Source organism: Skermanella rosea (assembly GCF_016806835.2).
GTDB lineage: Bacteria > Pseudomonadota > Alphaproteobacteria > Azospirillales > Azospirillaceae > Skermanella > Skermanella rosea.
The window spans coordinates 3317409-3340217 of record NZ_CP086111.1; the positions used below are offsets into that span (position 1 = coordinate 3317409).

Consider the following 22809-nt stretch of genomic DNA (forward strand, 5'->3'; position numbering starts at 1 on the left):
CGGGAGCCTTTCCCTCAGGGAGCGGTCGAACGCGCGAACCGCAGTCCGAAGGTCCCGAGCGTGCCGTCCGCCTCCCCCTGCCCATCCCCGCCGCCGGCGCTCACGGTCAGGACCGGGGTTCCCGGCGGGGTGGTCGGCGGACAGCGCAGGGCTTCGGTGAACAGGATGTGCCAAGTGGCGCGCACGCAGTAGGCCGGCGGGCCGAGGCGCTTGGCATAGGCGAGCAGGCCGGCCGTCCTGCTCCAGACCGCGACCCAGTCCCCGCCGCTGTCCAAGTCCAGCACGGCGGGGCCGGGCTGGAACCGGACCAGATCCTGGAACGCGGCGGGAATGCCCGCCTCGGTATGGTGCTGAGGGCGCTCGCCCTTGATCAGCAGGAAGGCGACCGCCGCGATCCCGGCGCCGGCCAGGCACCGCCGGGCGAGGTTCCAGCCGAGGGAGCGATAGACCGCGACCGCGACCATCGCCGCCAGCAGCGCCGGAACCGCGCGATAGAAGTAGATGATGTAGGCTTCGCTGAGAAAATCGACCCCGAAGACCGTATAGAACAGGACCGCCAGGGAGGCGGCGCCGGCGGAGATCAGGAAGCCCAGGCGCGGGGGAAGCGCCGACGGTTCGTCGCGCCCGGCGGGCCGCAGCAGGAGGACCGGCAGCAAGGCCGCCGGAATCAGCGCGGCGCCGCTCCAGCAGGCCAGGACATAGGCCAGGCTGGCACCCAGCGGATTGGCATGGTGCCCCGCGCCATAGCCGGCATACTGGCCGAGCGGGCCGGGGAAATGCAGGATCGTCTGGACGGCGGGCGGCAGCAGGAAAGCGGCCATGACGACCGCGGCGCCGGCGATATGTCCGCGCCCCCGGCGAAGGGTTTCCGGGGACGCCAGCCTGGGCCAGGCATCCGGCGGCAGCCAGCGGGCTGCCAAGAAATGCGCCGCGATCGCGACGGCCCCGGTGAGGCCTGCGATGCCGATGAAGGAGGCATGGCCATGCAGCAGGAATCCGGTCGAGAGTGCCAGCGGGACCAGACCGTCGAGCCGCCCCGCCGCCACTCTCGCAAGCGCCAGGGTGAAAACCGCGAAGGTCGGGAAGTACAGGAACGGCATCCAGAACCCGAACAGGAAATCCGGGTCCGTGAGGACCGCCTGCACCACGAAGGCGCCAAGCCCGAAGGCCGCCGCCCCCGCCGACCGCGACATGCGGGCCAGAAGGAACCAGAGCAGCGCCAGCCAGCCCGCGTTGAGGACGGCCGCCCCCAGGACCTGTCCCCCGAAGGGGGTTGCCGTCACGCGCAGGAGATCGTGGAAGACGGCTTCGCCCACGGCCATGACATACAGGTATGCCGGGCCGGGATGGTTGAAGCCTATGCGCGAATAGTTGCCCTTCAGCAGGATGTCGTGCTTGGCGTCCAGGATCAGCAGGGTATTGGCCGCCGCGTCGCCCAGTTCGAACATGAGGTCCCGGGCGGCGGGCACCGACCCGACCAGCATCAGGGCGGCAGCTGCAAGGAAGACCTGGAATGCCAGCATCAATCCAGGTTCCCGGTTCATTTCGGGACGGTCATTCCGAGGGGTCATGGTGAGGCTTCGATCAAATGGATGATGGCTATCTGCATTTCATTCGGCAATTCGTTGCGCCGGGTCGGCTTGGTGCGGGTACGGCCGCTCCCGGGATCTCCGAAGGGCGGGAAGACCTGCCGGAAGCGACCCGTATGTCCTATGTGTTTCAACTTGACGCAAGTCTAATCCACTCGATTCCGATTCGGACCTCATCATCCGCTCTCTCGATGGGGAGACCCGACCACGATCCCCTTAAACAAGTCTTATCACCATAGTCATAGAAACAGTTCCGAACGATAGGCGCCTTTCCGCTTGCAGGACTACACAATGCCATCAGCATTAATCAACCGACCATCAAAGATTGCCGAAACAACCTGGATAGTCGTTGTCCTCGCGGCCGTTTTCTCGATCTACGCCTACTCATACTCCACGCACCCGGCCCGGCCCGACGGGGCAGATTTCGCGGGCTGGTGGAACTGGTGGGATCAGAGCCGGTATTTTATCTCCGCCAACGCTTTCCACCGGGGAGACCTTGATCCGGCCCAGCACTGGTATTTGCCCGGCTACGGCCTGCTGGGGGCAGCCTTCCAGTTCATCTCCACCGATCACGCGTTCTTCCTGGCGAATGTCATCCTGTTATTGATAAGCTCCGCATGCTTCATCGATACCTGCCGATTTTTCGGGGTCAATCGCTATGCCGGCTCGCTGATCTTCCTGCTGAGCACGGTCCTGAACGCGAACATCTTGGAACAGTTCGTGATTCCCTGGAGCAGTACGCCGACCTGCGCGATCATTCACATCCTGATCTGGCTGTTTCTCAAGCGATCGCCCAGGCCTTCGGCGTCCTTTGCCGTCGGGATCCTGGGAAGCGCCATTATCCTGTTCCGCCCGACCGATATCGTTTCCATCTCGCCGGTCTTCATCCATATCGCCCTGCTGGGTGCCCGGGGATTTTCAGCCGGGCGGAAAGCCCCGGCGCACCTCGATGCCCAACAGCAATTCATGTTCACGCTGGCGGGAGGGATCGTGGGCGCGGCGGCCGTGACGGCGATCTATCTCGCCATCCATGGCTTCACCCTGTCCGAGTACCTGAAGATATCGAATGATATCGGATTCACCTTCACCTCCTTTCCGATCAAGTTCCATGTCCTGTTCGTGAACCCCTTGGCTCTTTACGGGCAAGGGACCGCGATCCTGAAACTGTACCCGTGGCTTTTCCTCTCCTTCGTCGGTGCCGTCTGCCTGCTGTTCGACAGGTCCCGCCTGGCGACGGTTTCGGCCTGCGTCCTGCTGCACATCGCCTTCTATTCCTGCTACGCCGACCTGCTGCCGACCAACATCCTGCATTTCAAGCTTATCCATTATCTCAAATGGACCTTCCCTTTCCTGGGTCTCTTCGCATGGCTCGCGGCAAGGGACATGCTGGGGGGCCGGCGCGCCGTTCCGGTCATGGGATGCGCCGTCGTGCTGTTCGTTCTCCTGTCCGTCCGCATCGACCTGGAGAAGATCGCCTTGCCCGGCGCCGCACTGGAGCCTCCCCAGCGTTTCCACGCGTCGTTCGAGGATATGCGGCCGATCGCCGCGATCGACCTTCCCGTCGGACCAATGCGGATCGACGGTTTGGGAAGCTGGCCGCTGAGCCTGGAAGCCGACGGAAGAAGCCTGCGACGCTACGCCGAGTTCCTGTCGATCCCGCAGCCCTATGGCCTCAGGCTGCTTTTCGCCCGTCCTATCGATGCCCGGCGACTCGACGGCGTGCTTGAGCGGCCGTTCCGGATGTCGCCGGGCACGTGGGAGCCGGTCGGGCAGAGATACGCCTATGGATTTGGCTGGCCTTGCTGGCTTCCACCCTACGGGTGCGAGACGCGGACCCCGGTGCAAGGCTTCCATTTTCCGGAGGGAGCCGAATTCTCCTTCGAGCACGGCGGCAACGGCACCTCGCTCCAGGCTCGGGGACTGAGCGGGCAGGAACCCTGGGGCACCTGGACGGAAGGCGACGAAGTGACCATGGAAATCCCGTTCGATGTCGAGGCCATGCCGCCCGGCCGGGACTTCGGCATCACCCTGGAGGCTAACGCCTTCACGAACGGCAATCATCGGCGCCAGTCGGCCGATGTGGTGGTCAACGACGAGTTCCTGACGACTTTCTCGGTCGATGGCGACGAAGGCATCAAGACGGTGTCGATCACGGTCCCCCGCGCGATCGCGGCGAAGCGGCGGCCGATCGCCGTCGTCCTTCGGCTCAGGAACGCGATTTCGCCCATGGACCTGGGGGTTTCCGAGGACGGCCGAAAACTCGGCCTCGGGTTGCGGAGGCTGGTGATCGGGTCGGTCCCCTCCGGCACCCCTGCCCGGTGACCGCCCTAGGCCTCCGGGATCGTCGCTTCCCGCTTGCCGCCCATCGCCCAGCGCGGCTCCTTGTCGAAGACGCAGAACTGGCGGGCCGCGAAGTTCCAGATGAAGGCGATTCCGGTGCCCCCGACTTTGCCGAGCATCACGGGCAATGCGGTCAGTTCCATGACCGCGACCATCACGAGTATGTTGATCACCAGCCCGACGGCGCTGACGCCATAGACCAGCGCGATTTCCGACCATGCCGACCGCCGGCCCCTCCGGAAGCCGATCCGCGCCGACAGGACGTAATTGACATAGGTCGCCGTCGCGAAGCCGCAGATCGATGCCGGAACGTAGTGGAGAGTGAAGCTGGACAGGGCGACGTAGAACGAAGCCCACTCCACCAGGGCGGCCGTCCCGCCGATCAGGACATAGACCGCGAAGCTGGCGCCGTACCGCTGACCAAGGGAGATCGCCTTCCGCATGATCATCTCGCGAACGAGTATTTCAGGATTACGTAGAGCGCCCTGAAGGCGTCCTTCAGCCCGATCTTCTTGCCTTCCTCGTAGGTGCGGCCGTAATAGGAGATGCCCACCTCGTAGAAGACGCAGTGCCGCTTGGCCAGCTTGGCGGTGATCTCGGGCTCGAACCCGAAACGGTCCTCGTCGATCCTGACCGACTGTATCAGTTCGCGCCGGAAGACCTTGTAGCAGGTTTCCATGTCCGTGAGATTGATGTTGGTCGCGAAGTTCGAGCAGAGCGTCAGGACGCGGTTGGCGACCATGTGCCAGAAATAGACGACCCGGTGGGCGTCGCCGCCCGCGAACCTCGACCCGTAAACCACGTCGGCCCCGTGGTTCAGGATCGGGTCGACCAGGCGAGGATATTCCTTCGGGTCGTATTCCAGGTCGGCGTCCTGCACCAGGACGATGTCGCCGGTGGCATGCGCGAAGCCGGTGCGGAGCGCCGCCCCCTTCCCCTGGTTCCGCTCGTGATAGATGATCCGGTCGACCAGGGGGGCGATCTCGGATTTGAGCAGGTCGCGCGTGCCGTCGGTGGAGCAGTCATCGACGACGATGATCTCCATCTTGGGGATGTCGGCGGCCCGGACCCGATCCACGATGGCCCTGATCGTCTTGATTTCATTGTAACAGGGGATGATCACCGACAGCGTGAAGTCGTCTTTATCGATCATTATAAGGTCCGCGGTCCTGAATACGGGGTGCCGACATCGACTGACGGTCTGGTGTGTGCCGGCCAGCGCCCACGCCCGTCCGGGACATGAAGGCGTGGCCGATCCCGGACCAGACCAGAATTCGCCCCTAAGTATTACATCTTCCGTTTGGGCTGAAGCGGAACCACCCCCTCTGCGGACCGGGCGCGTCAATTTGCCCAGCGAATAATCGGCAAGGGGCCACGACCGGACCGCCACGCGGCCCGGCCGGGCGAAGCCGGTTACCCCGCCTGGACCCGGTGACAAATGCTGCCACCGGTTGTTGAATGGCCGACTGAAATCATCGTTTTACAGTGGAGGGCGCCATGCCGCGTTGTGTGAGAGTTGCCGTTGCCGGTCTGGCCCTCCTGTCCCTGGCAGCCTGCGAGAACATGGGCTGGGGCGGCAGCCGGGGCGGCGGTCCCACCCCGTCCAGCACCACGAACACCCTCGGCCCCGGCGGGGCCGGCTATTCCGGCACCAACAGCCAGATGGGGACCGGCGGCTCGGGTGGCGGCACCAGCGACCGCGACACTGGCCGCTCCTCCGACTTCGTCACCGGCCGCAGCCGCTCCGGCCCGATCGGCACGGGCGGAGCCGGCGTGTCGGACTCGCCGATCCCCGAATACCGGCCCTGATCGCGGGATAGGGCCTCGAGGATCGGGCGTTCAGATCAGCTTTCCCTCGAAAGGATGGCGGCCGGCCCGGTCCTCGATCTCGATCACCCACAGGTCGGGATCGCGCTTGACCGCGCGCTCGATATAGGCGTCGGCGTCGGCTTCCGGCATCAGGGCGTTCTCCCTGGCGGCAAGCCAGGCCGTCCTGCCGTCCATGTCGCGCGTCTGGGTCAGCACCCGGCAGCCCTGCTCCAGCTGGTTCAGCTTCAGCATGACGAGGCCGCCGTAAGGGGAACCCTTGCGCACGACGTAGGCCGGAATCGCCTCGGCGACGCAGCGGCGCACATGCGCCTTGACCCAGAGCTCGGTGGGAATGCGATCATCGTCCATCCGGCCACCCTAGCCTGCCCGATGGCCGGGCGCCACTTCAGACCGCGCCCAGGCCCGGCATCGGCGCGCTGATCGCCTTGGCCGCCCCCCGCGCCCCGTTCTTCGACCCGTCGGCGGCGCCCTCGTCCTTCGGCGTGCCCAGTTGGGACAGCACCATGACCGTGAACAGCGAGGTCGGCTCGGAAGTCGGCGCGGCCGCCCGGCCGAAGGGCGACCGGAACCCTCCGTCGCTGCTCCAGGCCGACCGGCTGGACGGCATGCCGATGGCGCCGGCCGACGCCGTCATGGAGTTTCCTTCCATCCCGTCGAACTTCGCGGCGAACCGGTCGTAGATCTGGCCGACCGACAGCGCCTTGCCCGACTTGTCGTAGAACACGCCGCGGTTGGCCGCCGCCGCTTCGGGCAGCAGGGCGGCGGCCGGCTGGTCCGGGTTCTGGCGCATGCCGTTGAGGAACCTCGACGCGCCGCCCGCCCCCAGGAAATGGGCCATGTAGAGTTCGGTCGCCCCGATCCGTCCCCCGACGCTCTGTTCGAGCTGCGTCTGGTTGTCGCGGGCGAACTCCGCCGCCAGGTACGACGACACCTTCGGATCCTTCCGCAGGTCGAGGATGTCGCGCCGCGCCTGCGGATCCTGCACGTAGGGGGTGCCGTCGGACCGGCGCTGGACCTGGGCGGCCTCCCGGCCCAGGCCGTACTTGGCTCCGTGCTGTTCGACCATGTTCAGCCAGGTGCTCTCGATGAACTGGTAAAGCCCAGTGGCGCTGCTGGTCGCGGCCTTCGCTTCCGGGTCGAAACTGCTCTCCTGGGCAGCTTTTGCCATGAGGTAGGAAAAATCTACCCCCGTCCGGTCGCTCGCTTGGCGCACCGCCGCCTGGATCGCCTGGGGGGCGGCCCCCGCCGCGGCGCGGTACTGCTGGGGATCGGATGCGCGCATCAGGTTTGCAGGGTTCGACATGACGGCCTCTACCAACGGGTTCCACCCTCCCTTCAGCAATCCCCGTGCCAGCACATTGCTTCTCGCGTTACCGTGTCGCAAGGCTCGCAAGCCGCATGCGCCCGCGCTATCTTGCCCTTCGGGATGCCGCCGGAACCGCCGGCATCCCCGACCAAAGCTCACGGTTTCGGGAGGACCCTGCCTACCATGATCCCCTACTCCGCCCCTATCCAGGATATGCGCTTCGTGCTGAACGAGGTGGTCGGCATGGACCGCATCACCAGCCTGCCCGGCTATGCCGATGCGACGCCCGACATGGTCGACGCGATCCTCGACGAAGCCGGCAAGCTGGCTTCCAACGTGCTGGCGCCGATCAACTTCTCCGGCGACCAGGAAGGGGCTGTGCTGGAGAACGGCGTCGTCCGCACCCCCAAGGGCTTCAGGGAGGCGTACCGCCAGTACCAGGAAGGCGGCTGGAACAGCGTACCGTTCGACCCCGGGCACGGCGGTCAGGGGCTCCCCTGGACCCTTGCCATGGCGGTGCAGGAGATGTGGCAGGCAGCCAACATGTCCTTCGCGCTGTGCCCCATGCTGAACCAGGGCGCCGTCGAGGCGCTGACCGAGCACGGCAGCGACGAGCTGAAGGAGATCTATCTCGGCAAGCTGATCTCGGGCGAATGGACCGGCACCATGAACCTGACCGAGCCGCAGGCGGGCAGCGACCTCGCCGCGATCCGGACCCGGGCGGTGCGCGAGGACGGCCATTACCGGATCTCCGGCCAGAAGATCTACATCACCTACGGCGAGCATGATTTCACCGAGAACATCATCCACATGGTGCTGGCCCGGCTTAACGACGCGCCCCCCGGCATCAAGGGCATCTCGCTGTTCGTCGTGCCGAAGTTCCTGGTCAATCCCGACGGCTCGCTGGGCGACCGCAACGACCTGCGCTGCGTCAGCCTGGAGCACAAGCTGGGCATCCACGCCAGCCCGACCGCCGTCATGGCGTTCGGCGACAACGACGGCGCCGTGGGATATCTGGTCGGCGAGGAGAACCGCGGCATCGAGTACATGTTCACCATGATGAACAACGCCCGCATGGGCGTCGGGCTCCAGGGCGTCGCGATCTCCGAACGTGCCTACCAGCAGGCCCGCGACTATGCCCGCACGCGGGTGCAGAGCCGCGACATGACCGACGCCAAGGGCGAGCCGGTCTCGATCATCCGGCATCCCGACGTCCGCCGCATGCTGATGACCATGCGCTCGCAGACGGAAGCGGCGCGCGCCCTGACCTATTACGCGGTGGCCGCCCTCGACATCGCGAAGAAGCATGCCGACCCCGCCGAGGCCGCCAAGGGCCAGGCCATGGCCGACCTGCTGACCCCCGTGGTCAAGGCTTGGTGCACCGACCTGGGCGTGGAGAACGCCTCGATCGGCATCCAGATCCATGGGGGCATGGGCTTCATCGAGGAGACCGGCGCCGCCCAGCACCTGCGCGACGCCCGGATCACCCCGATCTACGAAGGCACCAACGGGATCCAGGCCAACGACTTGGTGTTCCGCAAGGTGATCCGCGACGGCGGTGCCGCCGCCGGCGTCCTGTTCGCCGAGATGCGCGAGACGGTGGAGACGCTGAAGCACCTGCCGGGCGACGATATGGCGGCGATCTCCATCGGCCTGGGCAAGGCGGTGGACGCGCTGGACAAGGCCACAGCCTGGCTGGTCGAACACGGCAAGCGCATGCCCCAGGCCGCGGCGGCGGGTGCCGCCAGCTATCTGCGCATGTTCGGCATCACCACCGGCGGGTTCCTGATGGCCAGGGCCGCGATGGCCGCCCAGCAGGGCCAGACCGACCCGGACGCCGACCAGCGCTTCCTGGACGCCAAGCTGATCACCGCCCGCTTCTTCGCCGACCAGTTCCTGCCCCAGGCGGTCAGCCTGCTGACCCCCATCACAGAGGGCCACCGCACAGTGATGGCGCTGTCGGAGGACCAGTTCTAAAGCGGTTTCCGGCCGGGTCAAGCTGATCGGGCACCGCTCCAGCGGGAGCGACGCAAGCGTAATTCAGGTTTTGGCCACAGATTACGGCGATGGACAAAGATACGAACCGTGTCATCTGAGGAAATCGCCGTAATCTGTGGCCAATTTTCTTCATTCCATAGAGGCTTCGAACAAGGCATGCCCATCACCTTTGCAAGGCGCAGGCTCCCGTGCCACCCGCCACCGCCTCCGGGTCTAGGGTGAACAGCTCCTGCGGGCGGCCGACGCCGCGGAGAGCGTAGCGGCCGACCGACACCAGCCGAGCGGCACAGGTCTCGGCGGAACCGGCGAAGGCGGAGGAGAGCAGCACGTCCTGGTCCAGGGACCGGCACATGGCGGCGATCCGGGCGACCTCGTTGACCGCGGGGCCGATCACCGTGAAGTCCAGCCGGTCCTCGCTGCCGATGTTGCCGTAGAAGACCTCGCCGACGTTCAGGCCCAGGTAGAAACGCGTCCAGGGCAGCCCCTCGGCCTTGCGCCGCTTGTTCAACGCTGCGACGCGGCGGCGGGCTTCCTCGGCGGCGTCGAGCGACCGGTTGCACAGTTCGCCATCGCCGGCGCCGCTGAAGATCGCCATGATGCCGTCGCCCATGAACTTCATCACCTGCCCCTGGTGATCGTGTATCGAGGAGACGATCGCGTCGGCATAATCGTTCAGCAGCGGGATCACCTGCTCCGGATCGACCGTGTCGGTGATCCGGGTGAAACCCTGGAGGTCGCTGAACCACAGCACGGCGCTCATCCGCTCGGTCACGCCGCGCTCGATATAGCCGCCCAGCACGCGCCGTCCGGCGTCGCGGCCCAGATAGGTCTCGACCAGCGTCTCGGCGATTCGCCCCACCGACACGTCGCGGATCGCCAGCGCCAGGAACGGCAGGCTGCGCTCCATGATCGTGATGTGGGTTTCGTCGAACCCGTCGGGCCCGTCGGTCGACCAGGACGACACCAGGCTGTCCATCATCCCGATCGTGATCGGCTTGCCGAACATGGTGCTGACCGCCAGGTAATCGGTGATCCCCTCGTCCCGCAATTCGCCCATCACGGGGAAGCGGTCGGACGGGCAGTCGCCGTCGATGAACCGGCAGCGCAGGGACTTCCCGCCGCTTTCCATCAGGTAGTGGAACGGGCTTTTCAGCCACTTGTCCTCGTTCTCGCGGGCCACCGAGCGGGCGTACTCCGATGCCGTGGTCTCGTTCTTCATCCGGTGCCAATGGAAGGTGCGGGCTTCCAGAACGGGATGAAGGGTATCGATCAGGGCCACCACCCGCGTCAGCGGAACGCCGTACTCGACCAGCCGGCGGCAGAACCCATCGACCAGTTCGGTTTCCGAGGCTCCGGCAAGCCCGGCCTCGGCGACCCATTCGGAAATCTCCAGTATAAGCCGGTCTTCCATCCCCGCTCCCGTCGTCAACGCGCTCAACCGGCCGAAGAAGAGGCCGACCCGCCTTCCATCTTGTAGCACCCGGGCCGAGCGGCAATACTTCCCGAATGATGGAAGCGGCCCTGGCGGAGATATCGTCCCGGTTCGTCACGGACGAAGGCCGGGCAGGCGTGGCGATCATCCACGGTGCCGACCGATGGTCCGGAACGGTCGGCCGGGACGGCGCCGTCCTGGGGGAGTCGGGCCGGTACCTGCTCTACAGCTTCACGAAGACACTGATGGCCGCGGCGGCGCTCCGCTTGGTGGACAGGGGGCGGCTCGATCTCGATCACCCCCTGGACGAGGCCGCCGCGCCGGGGCCGGTCGGCGGCCGGATCACGCTGCGCCAGCTTCTCCACCACGACGCCGGGCTGGCCGACTATGGCGGCATTCCCGCATACCATGCGGCGGTGAGAGCCGGGCAGGAACCCTGGACCGATGACGAGTTCTGGGACCGGACGGGCGCCGGACGCCTTCAGTTCGAACCCGGCCGGGGCTGGGCCTATTCCAACATCGGCTACATGCTGGTCCGCCGGATCCTGTGCCGGGAAACCGGCGCCGGGTTCGCCGACACGCTGGCGGACCTCGTCTTAGATCCGCTCGGGGTCGCCGACGCCTTCGTGCCCGTGACCCGAGCGGACCTGGAGATGCTGGAGTCGGGTCCGAGCCGATATCTCGGGAACGGCGGGCCGCCAGTGCCGGTCGCCGCCCGCTATCATCCCGGCTGGGTATCCCATGGCGTCGTCGCCGCGACGCCGGATGCCGCCGCGACATTGCTCCACGGCATCATGACCGGCGCGCTGCTGCCCCCTTCCCTTCTGGCGCAGATGACGGCGGCCCGGCGGGTCGCCGATCCGATGCCGGGCCGACCCTGGATCGAGCCCGGCTATGGCTTGGGGCTGATGGCCGATATGGCCCCCGGCGGCTCCGGCGCGGCCGGGCATACCGGAGGCGGTCCCGGATGCAGTCCCGCCGTCTTCCATTTCCGCGGGAAGAAACGTCAGCCGCTGACCATCTGCGTCGTCACCAACGGGGAGGACGTCGGCCAAGCCGAAACCATGGCCGTGGCCGCGTCCATCCGGCTTCCGCAGGATTGATAACTGAATTTTGACCTTAGGCTACGAGTGCGCAGAGAGGCCGGGGACCCGCGGGGCGGCGACCCGGTCGGCCCGGGCCGTCTGCTCGATGGCGTCTGCGACCTCGTCGGGCGCCGCGTAGTGGACCATGTGGCCGGCTCCCGGCACCAAGCGGAGGTCGCTGGTCGGGATAGCGTCGTGCAGCCAGACGGCATGGGTCTCGTGGTCGACCACACGATCCTCGGTACCGGCGACGATGGTGACCGGCATGTGCAGGTCGCGGACGCGCTCCTCCATCCCGTACACGGCCGGCACCATGGTGACCGCGTCCTGGGCCTCGGCCCGGATCTGCCCGGGCCGGACGGGAAAGACGCGGGGGAATTCCCGGTCGAAAAGCTCGGGAATCGGCAGCGGCGCGAACATCGCCTTCAAGGTGGGCGTCATCAGCGCCGATCCCACGAGCGGCGACACCGTATAGCGCAACACGTCCCCGAAGACGGGAACGGCGGGTGCGGCGACCAGCGGCACGTCGGCCCGGACGGTCGTCTGGTAGTAGCCGGCCAGCAGGACGAGGCCGCTCACCGCGTCCGGGTGGCTCAACGCGAGTTCCATGGCGACGAGGGCGCCCCAGGAATGACCGACCACGACGGCACGGTCGATGCCGAGTTCGGAGAACGCGTCGCGCAGCAGGTCCGCCTGCTCCCGCGCCGTCCACATCGGCCCGTACGGCCGGTCGCTGTAGCCGAAGCCGGGACGGTCGATGGAGATCACGCGGTGATTGGCAGCCAGGCGGTGGAACACGCCGCTCCAGACATAATCCTCGGCGGTGACGATGTTGCCGTGGAGCAGGACGACCGGCGTGCCCTCGCCCCGCTCGATATAGTGGAGGCGCACACCGTCCACCGTGACGAACCGGCCGGAGGGCGGGTGCTCGCGTTCCGCCTTGCGCGACCGCCAGGTATTGAAGAGCGCCGCTGCCGCAAGGGCCGCCGCCGACGCGGCAATGATCGTTCCGGTGCGCGATGCCCGGGGTGGTCTGTAGCCGTACACTCGGTCCTCCGGAATGGTCCGTGGCCGCGGCGCATCATCCTGCACCGCGGCAATCTTGACTCAGGGAACCGGACGCCCCGGAAAATGTTCCGGCGTCAGCCGCCGGTCTTCATCATCCGGGGCGGGCGCACGCCCTCGTCGATGAAATGACGGAGCATGCGGACCGCCTCCTCGCTGTCCCATTCCGCGTCGCCTTCGAGCCGGCCGAGTTCGAAGCCGTCGCGGTCGATCACCAGGGTGGTCGGCAGGCCGCGCGGCTTCAGCGTGCCCATCGCGGTGCTCTGCGGGTCCAGGTACATGGCCAGGTTGCGGACCCCGACCCGGTCGAAGAACGGCTGGACCACGTTCCTGCCGCCGCGGTCGAGAGACAGGGCCACGACCTCGAAATCCTCCCCGCCCAGCCGGCCCTGCAGGGCGTCGAGCGACGGCATCTCCCGCACGCAGGGGGCGCACCATGTCGCCCACAGGTTCAGCAGGACGACCTTGCCCTTGAAGTCGGACAGATCGCCGCGGGCGCCGTCCGCGGTGATGAAGCTCAGCTCCGGGACCGGCCGGGGCTGGTCGGCCGGCTTGAACTTTTCCATGGTGCCTTCGAGCGGCGGACGGGCCGCGTTCGCCTGCCCTGCGTCGCTTGCGATCCACCATCCGGCGGCGCAGACGATGCCGAGCATTGCGGCGGCGATTAAATTACGCATACTGACCACCTTTTTCATATCCCGTCCCGTAGCTTCCCTGGCCCCGAACAAACCGCATCCCATGACCGACCAAGCAACATCCAAGAACGCCGGCAGCGCCGCCAACCAGCTTTGGGGCGGACGCTTCGCAAGCGGACCCTCCTCGATCATGGAACGCATCAACGTGTCGATCGGATTCGATCAGCGTCTGGCGGTCCAGGACATCGCGGGCTCCAAGGCCCATGCCGCCATGCTCGCCCGGCAAGGCATCATCGGCAAGGACGATGCGTCCAGGATCATCGAAGGCCTCGACCGCATCGCCAATGAGATTGCCGACGGCGGCTTCACGTTCAAGACCGAACTGGAAGACATCCACATGAACGTGGAGGCGCGGCTCGCCGAGCTGATCGGCGAACCGGCCGGCCGGCTGCACACCGCGCGGTCCCGCAACGATCAGGTGGCGACCGATTTCCGCCTGTGGGTGCGCGACGCGCTGGACCGGCTGGACGCCGGGCTGAAGGACCTGCAATCCGCCATGATCGACCTGGCGGAACGGCATGCCGACACGGTGATGCCCGGCTTCACCCACCTCCAGACGGCGCAGCCGGTGACCTTCGGGCACCATCTGTTGGCCTATGTGGAGATGCTGGGCCGCGACCGGGGCCGCATGCGCGACGCCCGCGCGCGGCTGAACGAATGCCCGTTGGGATCGGCGGCGCTGGCCGGCACGTCGTTCCCGATCGACCGCCACGGCGTGGCCGAGGCGCTGGGCTTCGACCGGCCGACCGCCAACTCGCTGGACGCCGTGTCCGACCGGGACTTCGCGCTGGAGTACCTGGGCGCCGCCGCGATCTGCGCGGTCCATCTCTCCCGCCTGGCGGAGGAGATCGTGATCTGGTGCAGCGACGCCTTCCGCTTCGTCAGGCTGACCGACGCCTTCACCACCGGCAGCTCGATCATGCCGCAGAAGAAGAACCCGGACGCGGCGGAACTGGTCCGCGCCAAGTCGGGCCGCGTGATCGGCGCGCTGGGCGGGCTGCTGATCGTCATGAAGGGGCTGCCGCTGGCCTATTCCAAGGACATGCAGGAAGACAAGGAACCTGTGTTCGAGACCGACGACACGCTCGGGCTGTGCGTCGCCGCGATGGCGGGCATGGTCCGAGACATGACGCCGGACGCCGGCCGGATGCGGGCCGCGACGGAAGCCGGCTTCATCACCGCGACCGACCTCGCAGACTGGCTGGTGCGGGTGCTCGGGCTGCCGTTCCGCCAGGCCCACCACGTCACCGGGCGGATCGTCAAGCTGGCCGAGGACAGGAACGCCAAACTGGCCGAACTGAGCCTCGCCGACCTCCAGACGGTCGAGCCGCGCATCACCCAGGCCGTCTTCGACGTGCTGACCGTGGACGCCTCGGTCGCCAGCCGGACCAGCTACGGCGGCACCGCGCCGGAAACGGTACGCAAGGCGGCGGCGGCGGCCCGGGAGCGCTTCCTGTGAGCCGGCCCGCATCGCTCCGCCTGGCGGCGGCCGGCCTGGCCATACTGGCATTGGCCGGCTGCGGCAAGAAGCCCGGCTATGTAGAGCCGCCCCAGGGCCGCGCCGCCGACCGCTTCCCCGGCGTCTATCCCAACCCAGCCCTCGACCCGCAGCCGCTGCCGCAACCGCAGCGGCAGGCTCCTGCCCCGACGCCCACCCAGCCGACCACGCCATGAACCCTTATTTCACCTATCGCGACGGCGTGCTGCATGCCGAGAATGTGGCGCTGCCCGCCCTCGCGGCGGAAGTCGGCACGCCCTTCTACTGCTATTCCTTGGCGGCGCTCGAAGCGAACTACCGGGCCTTCGCCACGGCCTTCGAAGGCACCGACACCGGCATCTGCTACGCCCTGAAGGCGAACTCCAACCTCGCCGTGATCCGCACGCTGGCCCGCCTCGGCGCCGGCGCCGACGTGGTGTCGGAAGGCGAGATGCGCCGGGCGCTCGCCGGCGGCGTGCCGGCGGACCGGATCGTCTTCTCCGGCGTCGGCAAGACCCGCGGGGAGATGCGGGCGGCCCTGGAAGCCGGCATCTTCCAGCTCAACGTCGAATCGATCCCCGAACTGGAAGCCCTGAGCGAGGTCGCCGCCTCCCTGGGCCGGACCGCCTCCATCGCGATCCGGGTCAACCCGGACGTGGACGCCCAAACCCACGCCAAGATCGCGACAGGCAAGAAGGAGAACAAGTTCGGCATCGACATCGACCACGCGCGCGAGATCTATGCCCGCGCCGCCGCGCTGCCGGGGATCGCCCCCGTGGCCGTCGCGGTGCATATCGGGTCGCAGCTGACCAGCCTGGAGCCTTTCCGCGCCGCCTTCGAGCGGGTGGTCGAACTGGTCCACGCGCTCCGTGCCGACGGGCACGACATCAAGCGCCTGGACCTGGGCGGCGGCCTCGGCATCCTGTATCGGGACGAGGAGGTGCCGGCGGTCGACGCCTATGCCGGGATGGTCAGGAGCATCACCGGCAATCTGGGCTGCCACGTGACGCTGGAGCCCGGCCGGGCGCTGGTCGGCAACGCCGGCATCCTGGTGACCCGGGTGATCTTCCGGAAGACCGGGCTACACCGGGAGTTCCTGATCGTCGACGCGGCGATGAACGACCTGATCAGGCCCTCGCTTTACGACGCCTGGCACACCATCCTTCCTGTAATCGAACCGTCGTCCGACGCGCCGAGGTCGCCGATCGACGTGGTCGGCCCGGTCTGCGAGTCGGGGGATACTTTCGCGGTCCAGCGGGTCCTGCCACATTTGGACCAAGAAGATCTGGTGGCATTCCTGTCGGCGGGAGCCTACGGCGCGGTGATGTCGTCCAGCTACAACACCCGCCCGCTGATCCCCGAGGTGCTGGTCTCGGGGGCCGACCATGCGGTGGTCCGCCGGCGGCCGACCGTCGAGGAGATGCTGGCAGCGGAACGGGTGCCGGCATGGCTTGACCCCTGACGGGGTGCCGGCGGACAGGGTTTCTTTGGGGGGGAAGCGGTATGAACGGGACCGACGATCGCACGCAGAGCCCCACCCGGCGCAAGGGCGCCGCCGGCGAACCGACGATCCGGCTGGCCCTGGCGCGCGGAGCGCTGGCCTGGGAGCAGCTCTGGCCGGCCCTGTGGCCGGCGGCGGGGGTCGCGGGACTGTTCATCGCCGTCGCCCTGTTCAACGTGCTGCCAGGGCTGGGCGGCTGGCTGCACGCGCTGGTGCTGCTGCTGTTCACCGCGGCCTTCGCCGCCGCCCTCTATGTCGGGGCGAGGCGGATCAGGCTGCCGGACGACACCGCCGCACTGCGGCGGCTGGAGCGGGACAGCGGGCTGACGCACCGGCCGCTGGCCGCCGTCCGGGACAACCTCGCCAGCGGCTCGGACCCGGCGAGTGCCGAGCTGTGGCGGCTCTACCAGGAGCGTGCCCGCCAGCGCATGAAGTCGTTGCGGGTAAAACTGCCCCACCCCAACCTCGCCGCCCGCGATCCTTGGGCGTTCCGGGCCGCCGTCGGCCTGATCCTGTTCGTCGCGGCGTTCGGGACCTGGGGCGACTGGCGGCCGCGCCTCGCCGCGGCGCTGGCGCCGCATCTTGATGGCTCGGCGGGTGACGCCCGGGCGATGCTGGACGTCTGGGTGACCCCACCCGACTATACCGGCCTGCCGCCGATTTTCCTGCGGTCCGCCCAGCCCGCCCCGGCGGCGCAGCAGGCTTCCGGCGATGCCGCCGAGCCAGCCGGGCCGGTACCGGTGCCGACCGGCAGCGTCGTCCTGGCCCGGGTGACCGGCGGATCCGGCGTCCCGGCGCTCAACGCCAACGGGACCAGCACGGCCTTCGAGCAGATCGACCAGTCCAGCTATCAGGCCAGCCAGCCGATCACCGCCGGCGGCACGATCGAGGTCCAGCAGGACGGCGGGTCGCTGGGATCGTGGCCAATCACCGTCGTTCCCGACACCGCCCCGATCGTGGCGCTGCCCGCGCCGCCGGCCGCAGGCGAGCGCGGCGCGATGCGAGTGGAATACGAGGCGCGCGACGACTACGGCATCGCCGCCGTCCAGGGCACCATCCGGCTGAGCGGCGACGGCGCCGAGCCGGGGCTGGACCGGACGCCGATCGAGTTGCAGCTTCCGCTGCCCGGCGTGCGGCCCAAGGTGGCCCGCAGCGCCAGCTTCCATGACCTGACGCCGCACCCCTGGGCCGGCCTGCCGGTGACCCTGCGCGTTTCCGCCACCGACGGGGCCGGCCAGACCGGCATGACCGAGGATGTGGCCCTGGTGCTGCCGGAGCGGGAGTTCCTCAACCCCGTCGCCCGGGCGATCATCGAGGAGCGCAAGAAGCTGACCCTGCGGCCGGAATCCAGCCGCGAGGAGGTGGCGCGCGGTCTCGGCATCATTTCGGCACGTCCGTTCCAGTTCCGCGACGACGTGGTCGTATTCCTGTCGCTCCGGTCGGCCGTGGCGCGCCTGTACCTGGACGAGTCCGCCGACGCGATCCCCGCCATCCAGAAGCTGCTGTGGGACACCGCCCTGCGAGTCGAGGACGGCACGCTGTCGATCGCCGAGCGCAACCTGCGCGACGCCGAGCAGCGCCTGATGGACGCCTTGGACCGGGATGCCCCCGACGCGGAGTTGCAGAGGCTGATGGACGAGCTTCAGCAGGCGCTGAACGAGTTCCTGGACGCCATGGAGGAGCAGATGCGCCAGGCGATGGAGCGCGGCGAGCAGCTGCCCCAGATTCCGCCGGAAATGCAGGGCCAGACCATGGACCGCCAGGATCTCCAGCAGATGCTGGACCAGATGCGCCAGATGGCCGAGACCGGCTCCCGCGAGGCGGCGCGCGAGATGCTGTCCCAGCTCCAGCAGATGCTCGAGAACCTGCGCAACGGCAACATGGCCCAGATGCAGCAGAACCAGCAGAACCAGGCCGGGCAGATGATGCAGCAGCTTCAGGATCTGGCCCAGCGCCAGCGCGAGCTGCTGGACCAAAGCTTCCGCGAATCCCAGCAGGGGCAGGAGGGCCAGGAAGGACAACAGGGACAGCAAGGCCAACAGGGGCAGCAGGGCCAGATGCCGAGCCGGCAGCAGCGCCCCGGCCAGCGCGGCCAGCAGGGGCAACAGGGCCAGCAGGGACAACAAGGGCAGCAGGGTCAGCAGGGCCAGGGCTCCGCGAGCGCCGCCGAGCAGGAGGCGCTGCGGCGCGAGCTGGGCGAGTTGATGCGGCAGCTGGGCGAGATGGGGGGCGAGATCCCGCGCCCCCTGGGACGCGCGGAGCGGGCGATGCGGGAGGCTGGCCAGGCGCTGGAGCAGGGCATGCCCGGGGCCGCCGTCCCGCCGCAGACCCAGGCGCTGGACGAGCTTCAGCAGGGCTTGCAGTCCATGGCCGAACAGATGGCCCAGCAGATGATGATGGGCCAGCAGCCGGGCCAGATGCCCGGCCAGCAGCAGATGCAGCAGTCGAACCGCGGCCGGGACCCGCTCGGTCGCCCCCTGCCCGGCTTCGGCCGCGCGGACACCAACGACGTGCGGATCCCCGAGCAGTCGGATTTGCAGCGCGCCCGGGAGATCCTGGACGAACTCCGCCGCCGCGCCGGCGAATTCAACCGCCCGCAGCTGGAGCTGGACTATATCGACCGCCTGCTTCGCCGATTCTGAGGGGACGAGACGGCATCGGGACTGTTGGACTCCTATCATCCCGCTACCAGGAGACCCCATGCCATGGCCGAGCAGCAGTCCGACAAGGAGCTGGAAAACTATATCCGCGAGAAGCAGGAGGAAGGCCGGCGGATCAACGAAGGCAGGGCCCATCCGGTGGAGAACCCCGATCCGCCGTCGTTCCAGGGCCAGCAGGCGGCACGGGCCGGCCTGCGGCGCGGCGATCGGGACGTCCCTTCGGATGCCGAGGGGCAGGACCGCGCCGGCCGGATCGAGCAGACCATCACCTCCGACGGTTACACCCAGACCCAATAGGGTCCGCTATGGGCCGTCCTGCCCCGCGATCCCCAGCGCCGCCCGGGCGGCGGCGCAGATTTCCTGAAGGCTGAAGGGTTTGGGGATCACGGCGTGGATCAGGGCCTCCAGGTTGCGGGCGCGGGTGTGCTCCGCCGGGTAGCCCGTGATCAGCAGGATCCTGGTCCCCGGACGGTGCTTGGCGGCGCTGAGCGCGAGCGCGATACCGTCCACGACCGGCATGACGATGTCGGCGACCAGCAGGTCGTAAGGCTCGGTGTAGAGCGCCTGGAGGGCCTGTTGGCCGTCCTCCACGTCAGTCACCGCGAAGCCGGCATGCCTGAGCGCGCGGGCGACGAAGCTGCGTACCCCGGGGTCGTCCTCGGCGAGGAGAACCCGGTGCGCGGGAATTCCCGGAACTTCACTCATCGGCTGCTGAACCCGCGGCTGTCCTGATCGATACCGCTGCCAGTTAGCCATCGGAACGGGCGTCGGTCCAGGACGCCGGCGAAGGACCTGGGTCCGCGCCCGGAGTAGTTCAGCCGCCGGTTCCCTGCTGGAAGGTGATGGCGATTTCGGCGATCACGCCGGGGGGTTCGCGCATCTCGCTCTGGAACGTCGCGATCTCGCCGGGGAGAAGCGTCTCGTGCGAGGCGGTGAAGCTCCAGTCGCCCACGGGGGTCTTGTCCGGCCCCAGGGTCACCGCGCGAAGCGGCGGCACCGCACGTTCCCGGTCCGAGACGTTGGTGATCTGCCCTTCGATCACGAGGATCGTGATGCCGTCCTCGACCCGCTTCTCGGACCGGACGTTCTGGAGCTGCAACCCGGCGCCCAGCGCCTCGACCGGCAGGCCGATGGTCTCGAACAGCCGAGCCGAGGGAGGCCAGATCTCGGCGATCTCCTGCCGCATGAACACTCCGCCGGCCAGCAGAAGCACGACCGCCGCCACGGCGGAGACGACCAGCGGGGCTTTCGACTTGGGCTTCGGCGGCACAGGCTTGCGGATCGCCGGCAGGTTGGATCCGGGCGGGATCGGCTTGACCTCGATCTCCTCCGGCGGGGGCGCCAGATCGACGGGCTTGGGCATGTCCACCGGCGGGCGCTGCATCCAGCTGTGGCCGCACTTGGCGCAACGCACCATGCGCCCGTCCCTGCCCAGCGTGGCGGGGTCGACCAGATAGCGGGTAGAACAGGCCGGGCAGGTGAGAATCATAAAAGCTATGAAGAAATCGTGGAATCGCAGGATGTCTTATAGAAACTAAGGAGGTATTAAGCAAGTCGGGGGCTTGCTTCATATGCCGAAGCGCCGCTGGTATAGACGCCTTCGGGCGCGCCGTGCGATGCTGCCCGCCGTCCAGGGTTGCGAAGGTGAAAGGATTTGATTCGTTTTGAGAATGTCGGCATGCGCTACGGCAATGGGCCGGAAGTGCTGCGGGACGTCAGTTTCACGTTGGAACCCGGGACGTTCCATTTCCTGACCGGCGCCAGCGGCGCCGGCAAGTCCTCGCTGCTGCGCCTGATGTACCTGGCGCACCGGCCGTCGCGCGGCCTGATCACCATGTTCGGCCACGACATCGCGTCGCTGAAGCGGGGAGAGCTGCCGCCGCTGCGCCGCCGCATCGGCGTGGTCTTCCAGAACTTCCGCCTGCTCGACCATCTCTCGGCGCTGGACAACGTGGCATTGCCGCTGCGGGTCGCCGGGGCGCGTGAGTCGCAGGTGCGGGAGCATGTGGCGGAGCTTCTGAGCTGGGTCGGCCTGGGCGACCATCTGAACGACAAGCCGGCCACGCTGTCGGGCGGCCAGCAGCAGCGAGTCGCCATCGCGCGGGCGGTCATCACGCGGCCCAGCCTCCTGCTCGCGGACGAGCCGACCGGCAACGTGGACGACAGGATCGGCATGCGCCTGCTCCACCTGTTCGAGGAACTGAACAAGCTCGGCACGACCATCGTGATCGCGACCCATAACGAAATGATGATAGAACGGTTCGGCTACGCCCGCATGGTGCTCGACAAGGGCATGCTCCAGCATCTGCCGCGGGGCGGCGGCGCAACCCGGATCGCCTGATGTTCCGCACCCACTACGATCTGCCGCTTCAACGCGACGTGACGGGACGGTTCCTGCCCTGGATCATCGCCCTGATGGTCTACTTGGCGATCCTCGCGATGGCCGGGTCCATGGTGCTGTCCGACATGGCGCAGCGCTGGGACCGCGGCCTTGCCGGAACCCTGACCGTTCAGGTGCCGCCGCTGCCCGAGGGAACGCCGACGCTGGACCAGCGCGTCCAATCCGCGCTGGGCGTGCTTCGCGCCACGCCGGGGATCGCCAGGGCCGATGCCCTGCCCCGCCAGGATCTCCAGGGACTGCTGGAGCCGTGGCTGGGCACCGGCGCGCTGAACGCCGACCTGCCCGTGCCGGCCATGATCGACGTGGCCCTGGCCGGCGGCAGGATCGACATGAACGGCCTTGCCCAGCGGCTCCGGGCGGCGGTGCCGGGATCCCAGCTGGACGACCACGCGGCGTGGCTGAAGGACCTGCTCGCGATCGCCCGGGCGGTCGAGGCGGTGGCCCTGGGGATACTCGCGCTGGTCGGCGGCGCCGCGGTCGCGACGGTGATCTTCGTCTCCCGCGCCGGCCTCGCGATCCACGGGCAGGTGGTCGAGCTGCTGCATGTCATGGGAGCGCCCGACCGCTATGTCGCCCGGCAGTTCCAGAGCCATGTGCTGGGGCTCGCGATCCGCGGCGGGGTCATCGGGACGGTGCTGGCGGCGGCGACCCTGATCGCCCTGAAGCGGGCCGGAGGGGAGTATGCGGCCGGCCTGATGCCCGACATGGCGCTGAACCAGCTTCAGTTGGTGTCCCTGGCCGCCGTCCCGGCGATCGCGGCCGTCCTGGCCGCGGTGACCGCCCGGATCACCGTCATGCGCGCCCTGGCGCGGATGCCGTGATCCTGGCGCAGCGCGTCGCGCGCGTGCTGCTGCCGCCGGCCGTGTTGCTGGGTCTGGCCCTTGTCTGCTGGCTCGGCGGGCTGGTCTGGTTCGCCCAGACCATCCCGCGGGAGGACGGCTGGGCGGACCGCGCGACCGACGCCATCGTCGTCCTGACCGGCGGCAGCGAGCGGATCAGCACAGGGGTCCAACTCCTCTCCCGCGGCCTGGGGCGGACCCTGTTCGTGTCCGGCGTCCACCAGGGCGTCGACCTGCGGGACATGCTGAAGGCATCCAAGCTGGAGCCGAGCACCCTGGAATGCTGCATCGTGCTGGGCTACGAAGCCGGCGATACCGTCGGCAACGCCGCGGAGACGGCGGCCTGGATGCGGAGCCGGCATTACGAATCGCTGCGCCTCGTGACGTCGAACTACCATATGCGGCGCAGCCTGCTGGAGTTCGGCATGGCGATGCCCCGGGTGGACGTGGTACCGCATCCCGTCGCTCCCGACGCGGTCAAGCTGGCGGACTGGTGGCGCTGGCCGGGAACGCTGGCGCTGATCGTCAACGAATACAACAAGTACCTGTTCGCCCTGGCGCGCTACACGCTGTCGTCCTGATGCCGAGTCC

Annotated in this window: 22 protein-coding genes; 12 read left to right on the forward strand and 10 right to left on the reverse strand. The window is 68.0% G+C overall.

Going from position 1 to position 22809, the window contains the following annotated elements; all coding sequences use genetic code 11:
* Positions 1–14 precede the first annotated feature (14 nt).
* Positions 15–1523 (reverse strand): hypothetical protein, encoded by a 1509-nt coding sequence (locus JL101_RS15390; protein WP_203100515.1) that lies wholly within the window; start codon positions 1521–1523, stop codon positions 15–17.
* 585 nt (positions 1524–2108) lie between these two features.
* Between JL101_RS15390 and JL101_RS15395 the strand changes: the two genes are divergently transcribed.
* Positions 2109–3911: a DUF7024 domain-containing protein gene (locus tag JL101_RS15395; protein ID WP_203100517.1), complete on the forward strand. Its 1803-nt coding sequence runs from the start codon at positions 2109–2111 to the stop codon at positions 3909–3911.
* Positions 3912–3916: 5 nt separating this feature from the next.
* Here JL101_RS15395 and JL101_RS15400 read toward each other — a convergent pair whose 3' ends face one another.
* Entirely contained in the window at positions 3917–4372 is a 456-nt protein-coding gene (locus JL101_RS15400) for a GtrA family protein (protein WP_203100519.1), read from the reverse strand.
* Between the two features lie 2 nt (positions 4373–4374).
* Entirely contained in the window at positions 4375–5082 is a 708-nt protein-coding gene (locus tag JL101_RS15405) for a glycosyltransferase family 2 protein (protein ID WP_203100521.1), read from the reverse strand.
* A 344-nt stretch (positions 5083–5426) separates the two neighbouring features.
* Between JL101_RS15405 and JL101_RS15410 the strand changes: the two genes are divergently transcribed.
* Positions 5427–5738: a hypothetical protein gene (locus tag JL101_RS15410; RefSeq protein ID WP_203100523.1), complete on the forward strand. Its 312-nt coding sequence runs from the start codon at positions 5427–5429 to the stop codon at positions 5736–5738.
* A 30-nt stretch (positions 5739–5768) separates the two neighbouring features.
* Here the strand turns inward: JL101_RS15410 and JL101_RS15415 are convergent, their stop codons facing one another.
* A complete protein-coding gene (locus tag JL101_RS15415; RefSeq protein WP_203100525.1) occupies positions 5769–6107 on the reverse strand; it encodes a DUF1491 family protein in 339 nt (112 codons plus the stop codon).
* A gap of 37 nt (positions 6108–6144) precedes the next feature.
* Positions 6145–7062, reverse strand: coding sequence for a transglycosylase SLT domain-containing protein (locus JL101_RS15420; protein ID WP_203100526.1), 918 nt, complete (start codon positions 7060–7062; stop codon positions 6145–6147).
* 186 nt (positions 7063–7248) lie between these two features.
* Here JL101_RS15420 and JL101_RS15425 point away from each other — a divergent pair, with 186 nt between their 5' ends.
* Positions 7249–9042, forward strand: a complete 1794-nt coding sequence (locus JL101_RS15425) for an acyl-CoA dehydrogenase (RefSeq protein WP_203100527.1) — start codon at positions 7249–7251, stop codon at positions 9040–9042.
* Between the two features lie 184 nt (positions 9043–9226).
* Here JL101_RS15425 and JL101_RS15430 read toward each other — a convergent pair whose 3' ends face one another.
* Complete coding sequence (locus JL101_RS15430) at positions 9227–10474, reverse strand: adenylate/guanylate cyclase domain-containing protein (protein WP_203100528.1); 1248 nt, start codon at positions 10472–10474, stop codon at positions 9227–9229.
* 95 nt (positions 10475–10569) lie between these two features.
* Between JL101_RS15430 and JL101_RS15435 the strand changes: the two genes are divergently transcribed.
* On the forward strand, positions 10570–11598 hold the full coding sequence (locus JL101_RS15435) for a serine hydrolase domain-containing protein (protein ID WP_228434853.1): 1029 nt from the start codon (positions 10570–10572) through the stop codon (positions 11596–11598).
* Between the two features lie 21 nt (positions 11599–11619).
* On the opposite strand, the gene JL101_RS15440 is transcribed toward JL101_RS15435, so the two are convergent.
* Together JL101_RS15440 and JL101_RS15445 are read right to left on the reverse strand one after the other, a co-directional pair.
* Positions 11620–12627 carry an alpha/beta fold hydrolase gene (locus tag JL101_RS15440; RefSeq protein WP_228434854.1) on the reverse strand — a complete coding sequence of 336 codons (1008 nt, stop codon included), beginning with the start codon at positions 12625–12627 and terminating at the stop codon, positions 11620–11622.
* A 95-nt stretch (positions 12628–12722) separates the two neighbouring features.
* A complete protein-coding gene (locus tag JL101_RS15445; protein ID WP_228434855.1) occupies positions 12723–13322 on the reverse strand; it encodes a TlpA family protein disulfide reductase in 600 nt (199 codons plus the stop codon).
* Positions 13323–13383: 61 nt separating this feature from the next.
* Between JL101_RS15445 and argH the strand changes: the two genes are divergently transcribed.
* The 5 genes from argH (at position 13384) to JL101_RS15470 (ending at position 19275) form a co-directional block, all read left to right on the forward strand.
* Positions 13384–14799 (forward strand): argininosuccinate lyase, encoded by a 1416-nt coding sequence (gene argH, locus JL101_RS15450; protein WP_203100530.1) that lies wholly within the window; start codon positions 13384–13386, stop codon positions 14797–14799.
* The gene (locus tag JL101_RS15455) at positions 14796–15014 is read left to right on the forward strand and encodes a hypothetical protein (RefSeq protein WP_203100532.1); all 219 of its coding nucleotides are present in this window, start codon (positions 14796–14798) and stop codon (positions 15012–15014) included. Before argH ends, JL101_RS15455 begins: the two co-directional genes overlap by 4 nt.
* On the forward strand, positions 15011–16279 hold the full coding sequence (gene lysA / locus JL101_RS15460; RefSeq protein ID WP_203100535.1) for a diaminopimelate decarboxylase: 1269 nt from the start codon (positions 15011–15013) through the stop codon (positions 16277–16279). The genes JL101_RS15455 and lysA overlap by 4 nt, the downstream gene beginning before the upstream one ends.
* A gap of 41 nt (positions 16280–16320) precedes the next feature.
* A complete protein-coding gene (locus JL101_RS15465) occupies positions 16321–18960 on the forward strand; it encodes a TIGR02302 family protein (RefSeq protein ID WP_203100537.1) in 2640 nt (879 codons plus the stop codon).
* A 63-nt stretch (positions 18961–19023) separates the two neighbouring features.
* Positions 19024–19275: a hypothetical protein gene (locus JL101_RS15470; protein WP_203100538.1), complete on the forward strand. Its 252-nt coding sequence runs from the start codon at positions 19024–19026 to the stop codon at positions 19273–19275.
* Between the two features lie 6 nt (positions 19276–19281).
* On the opposite strand, the gene JL101_RS15475 is transcribed toward JL101_RS15470, so the two are convergent.
* Positions 19282–19683, reverse strand: coding sequence for a response regulator (locus JL101_RS15475; RefSeq protein ID WP_203100540.1), 402 nt, complete (start codon positions 19681–19683; stop codon positions 19282–19284).
* 109 nt (positions 19684–19792) lie between these two features.
* On the reverse strand, positions 19793–20467 hold the full coding sequence (locus JL101_RS15480; RefSeq protein WP_203100542.1) for an MJ0042-type zinc finger domain-containing protein: 675 nt from the start codon (positions 20465–20467) through the stop codon (positions 19793–19795).
* Positions 20468–20656: 189 nt separating this feature from the next.
* Between JL101_RS15480 and ftsE the strand changes: the two genes are divergently transcribed.
* Genes ftsE through JL101_RS15495 form a run of 3 tightly spaced genes read left to right on the forward strand, consistent with a single transcriptional unit; the run spans position 20657 to position 22799 of the window.
* A complete protein-coding gene (gene ftsE, locus JL101_RS15485; protein WP_246148206.1) occupies positions 20657–21319 on the forward strand; it encodes a cell division ATP-binding protein FtsE in 663 nt (220 codons plus the stop codon).
* Positions 21319–22200 (forward strand): cell division protein FtsX, encoded by an 882-nt coding sequence (locus JL101_RS15490; protein WP_203100544.1) that lies wholly within the window; start codon positions 21319–21321, stop codon positions 22198–22200. The genes ftsE and JL101_RS15490 overlap by 1 nt, the downstream gene beginning before the upstream one ends.
* Positions 22197–22799 (forward strand): YdcF family protein, encoded by a 603-nt coding sequence (locus tag JL101_RS15495; RefSeq protein ID WP_228434856.1) that lies wholly within the window; start codon positions 22197–22199, stop codon positions 22797–22799. The genes JL101_RS15490 and JL101_RS15495 overlap by 4 nt, the downstream gene beginning before the upstream one ends.
* The last annotated feature ends 10 nt before the right edge of the window (positions 22800–22809 follow it).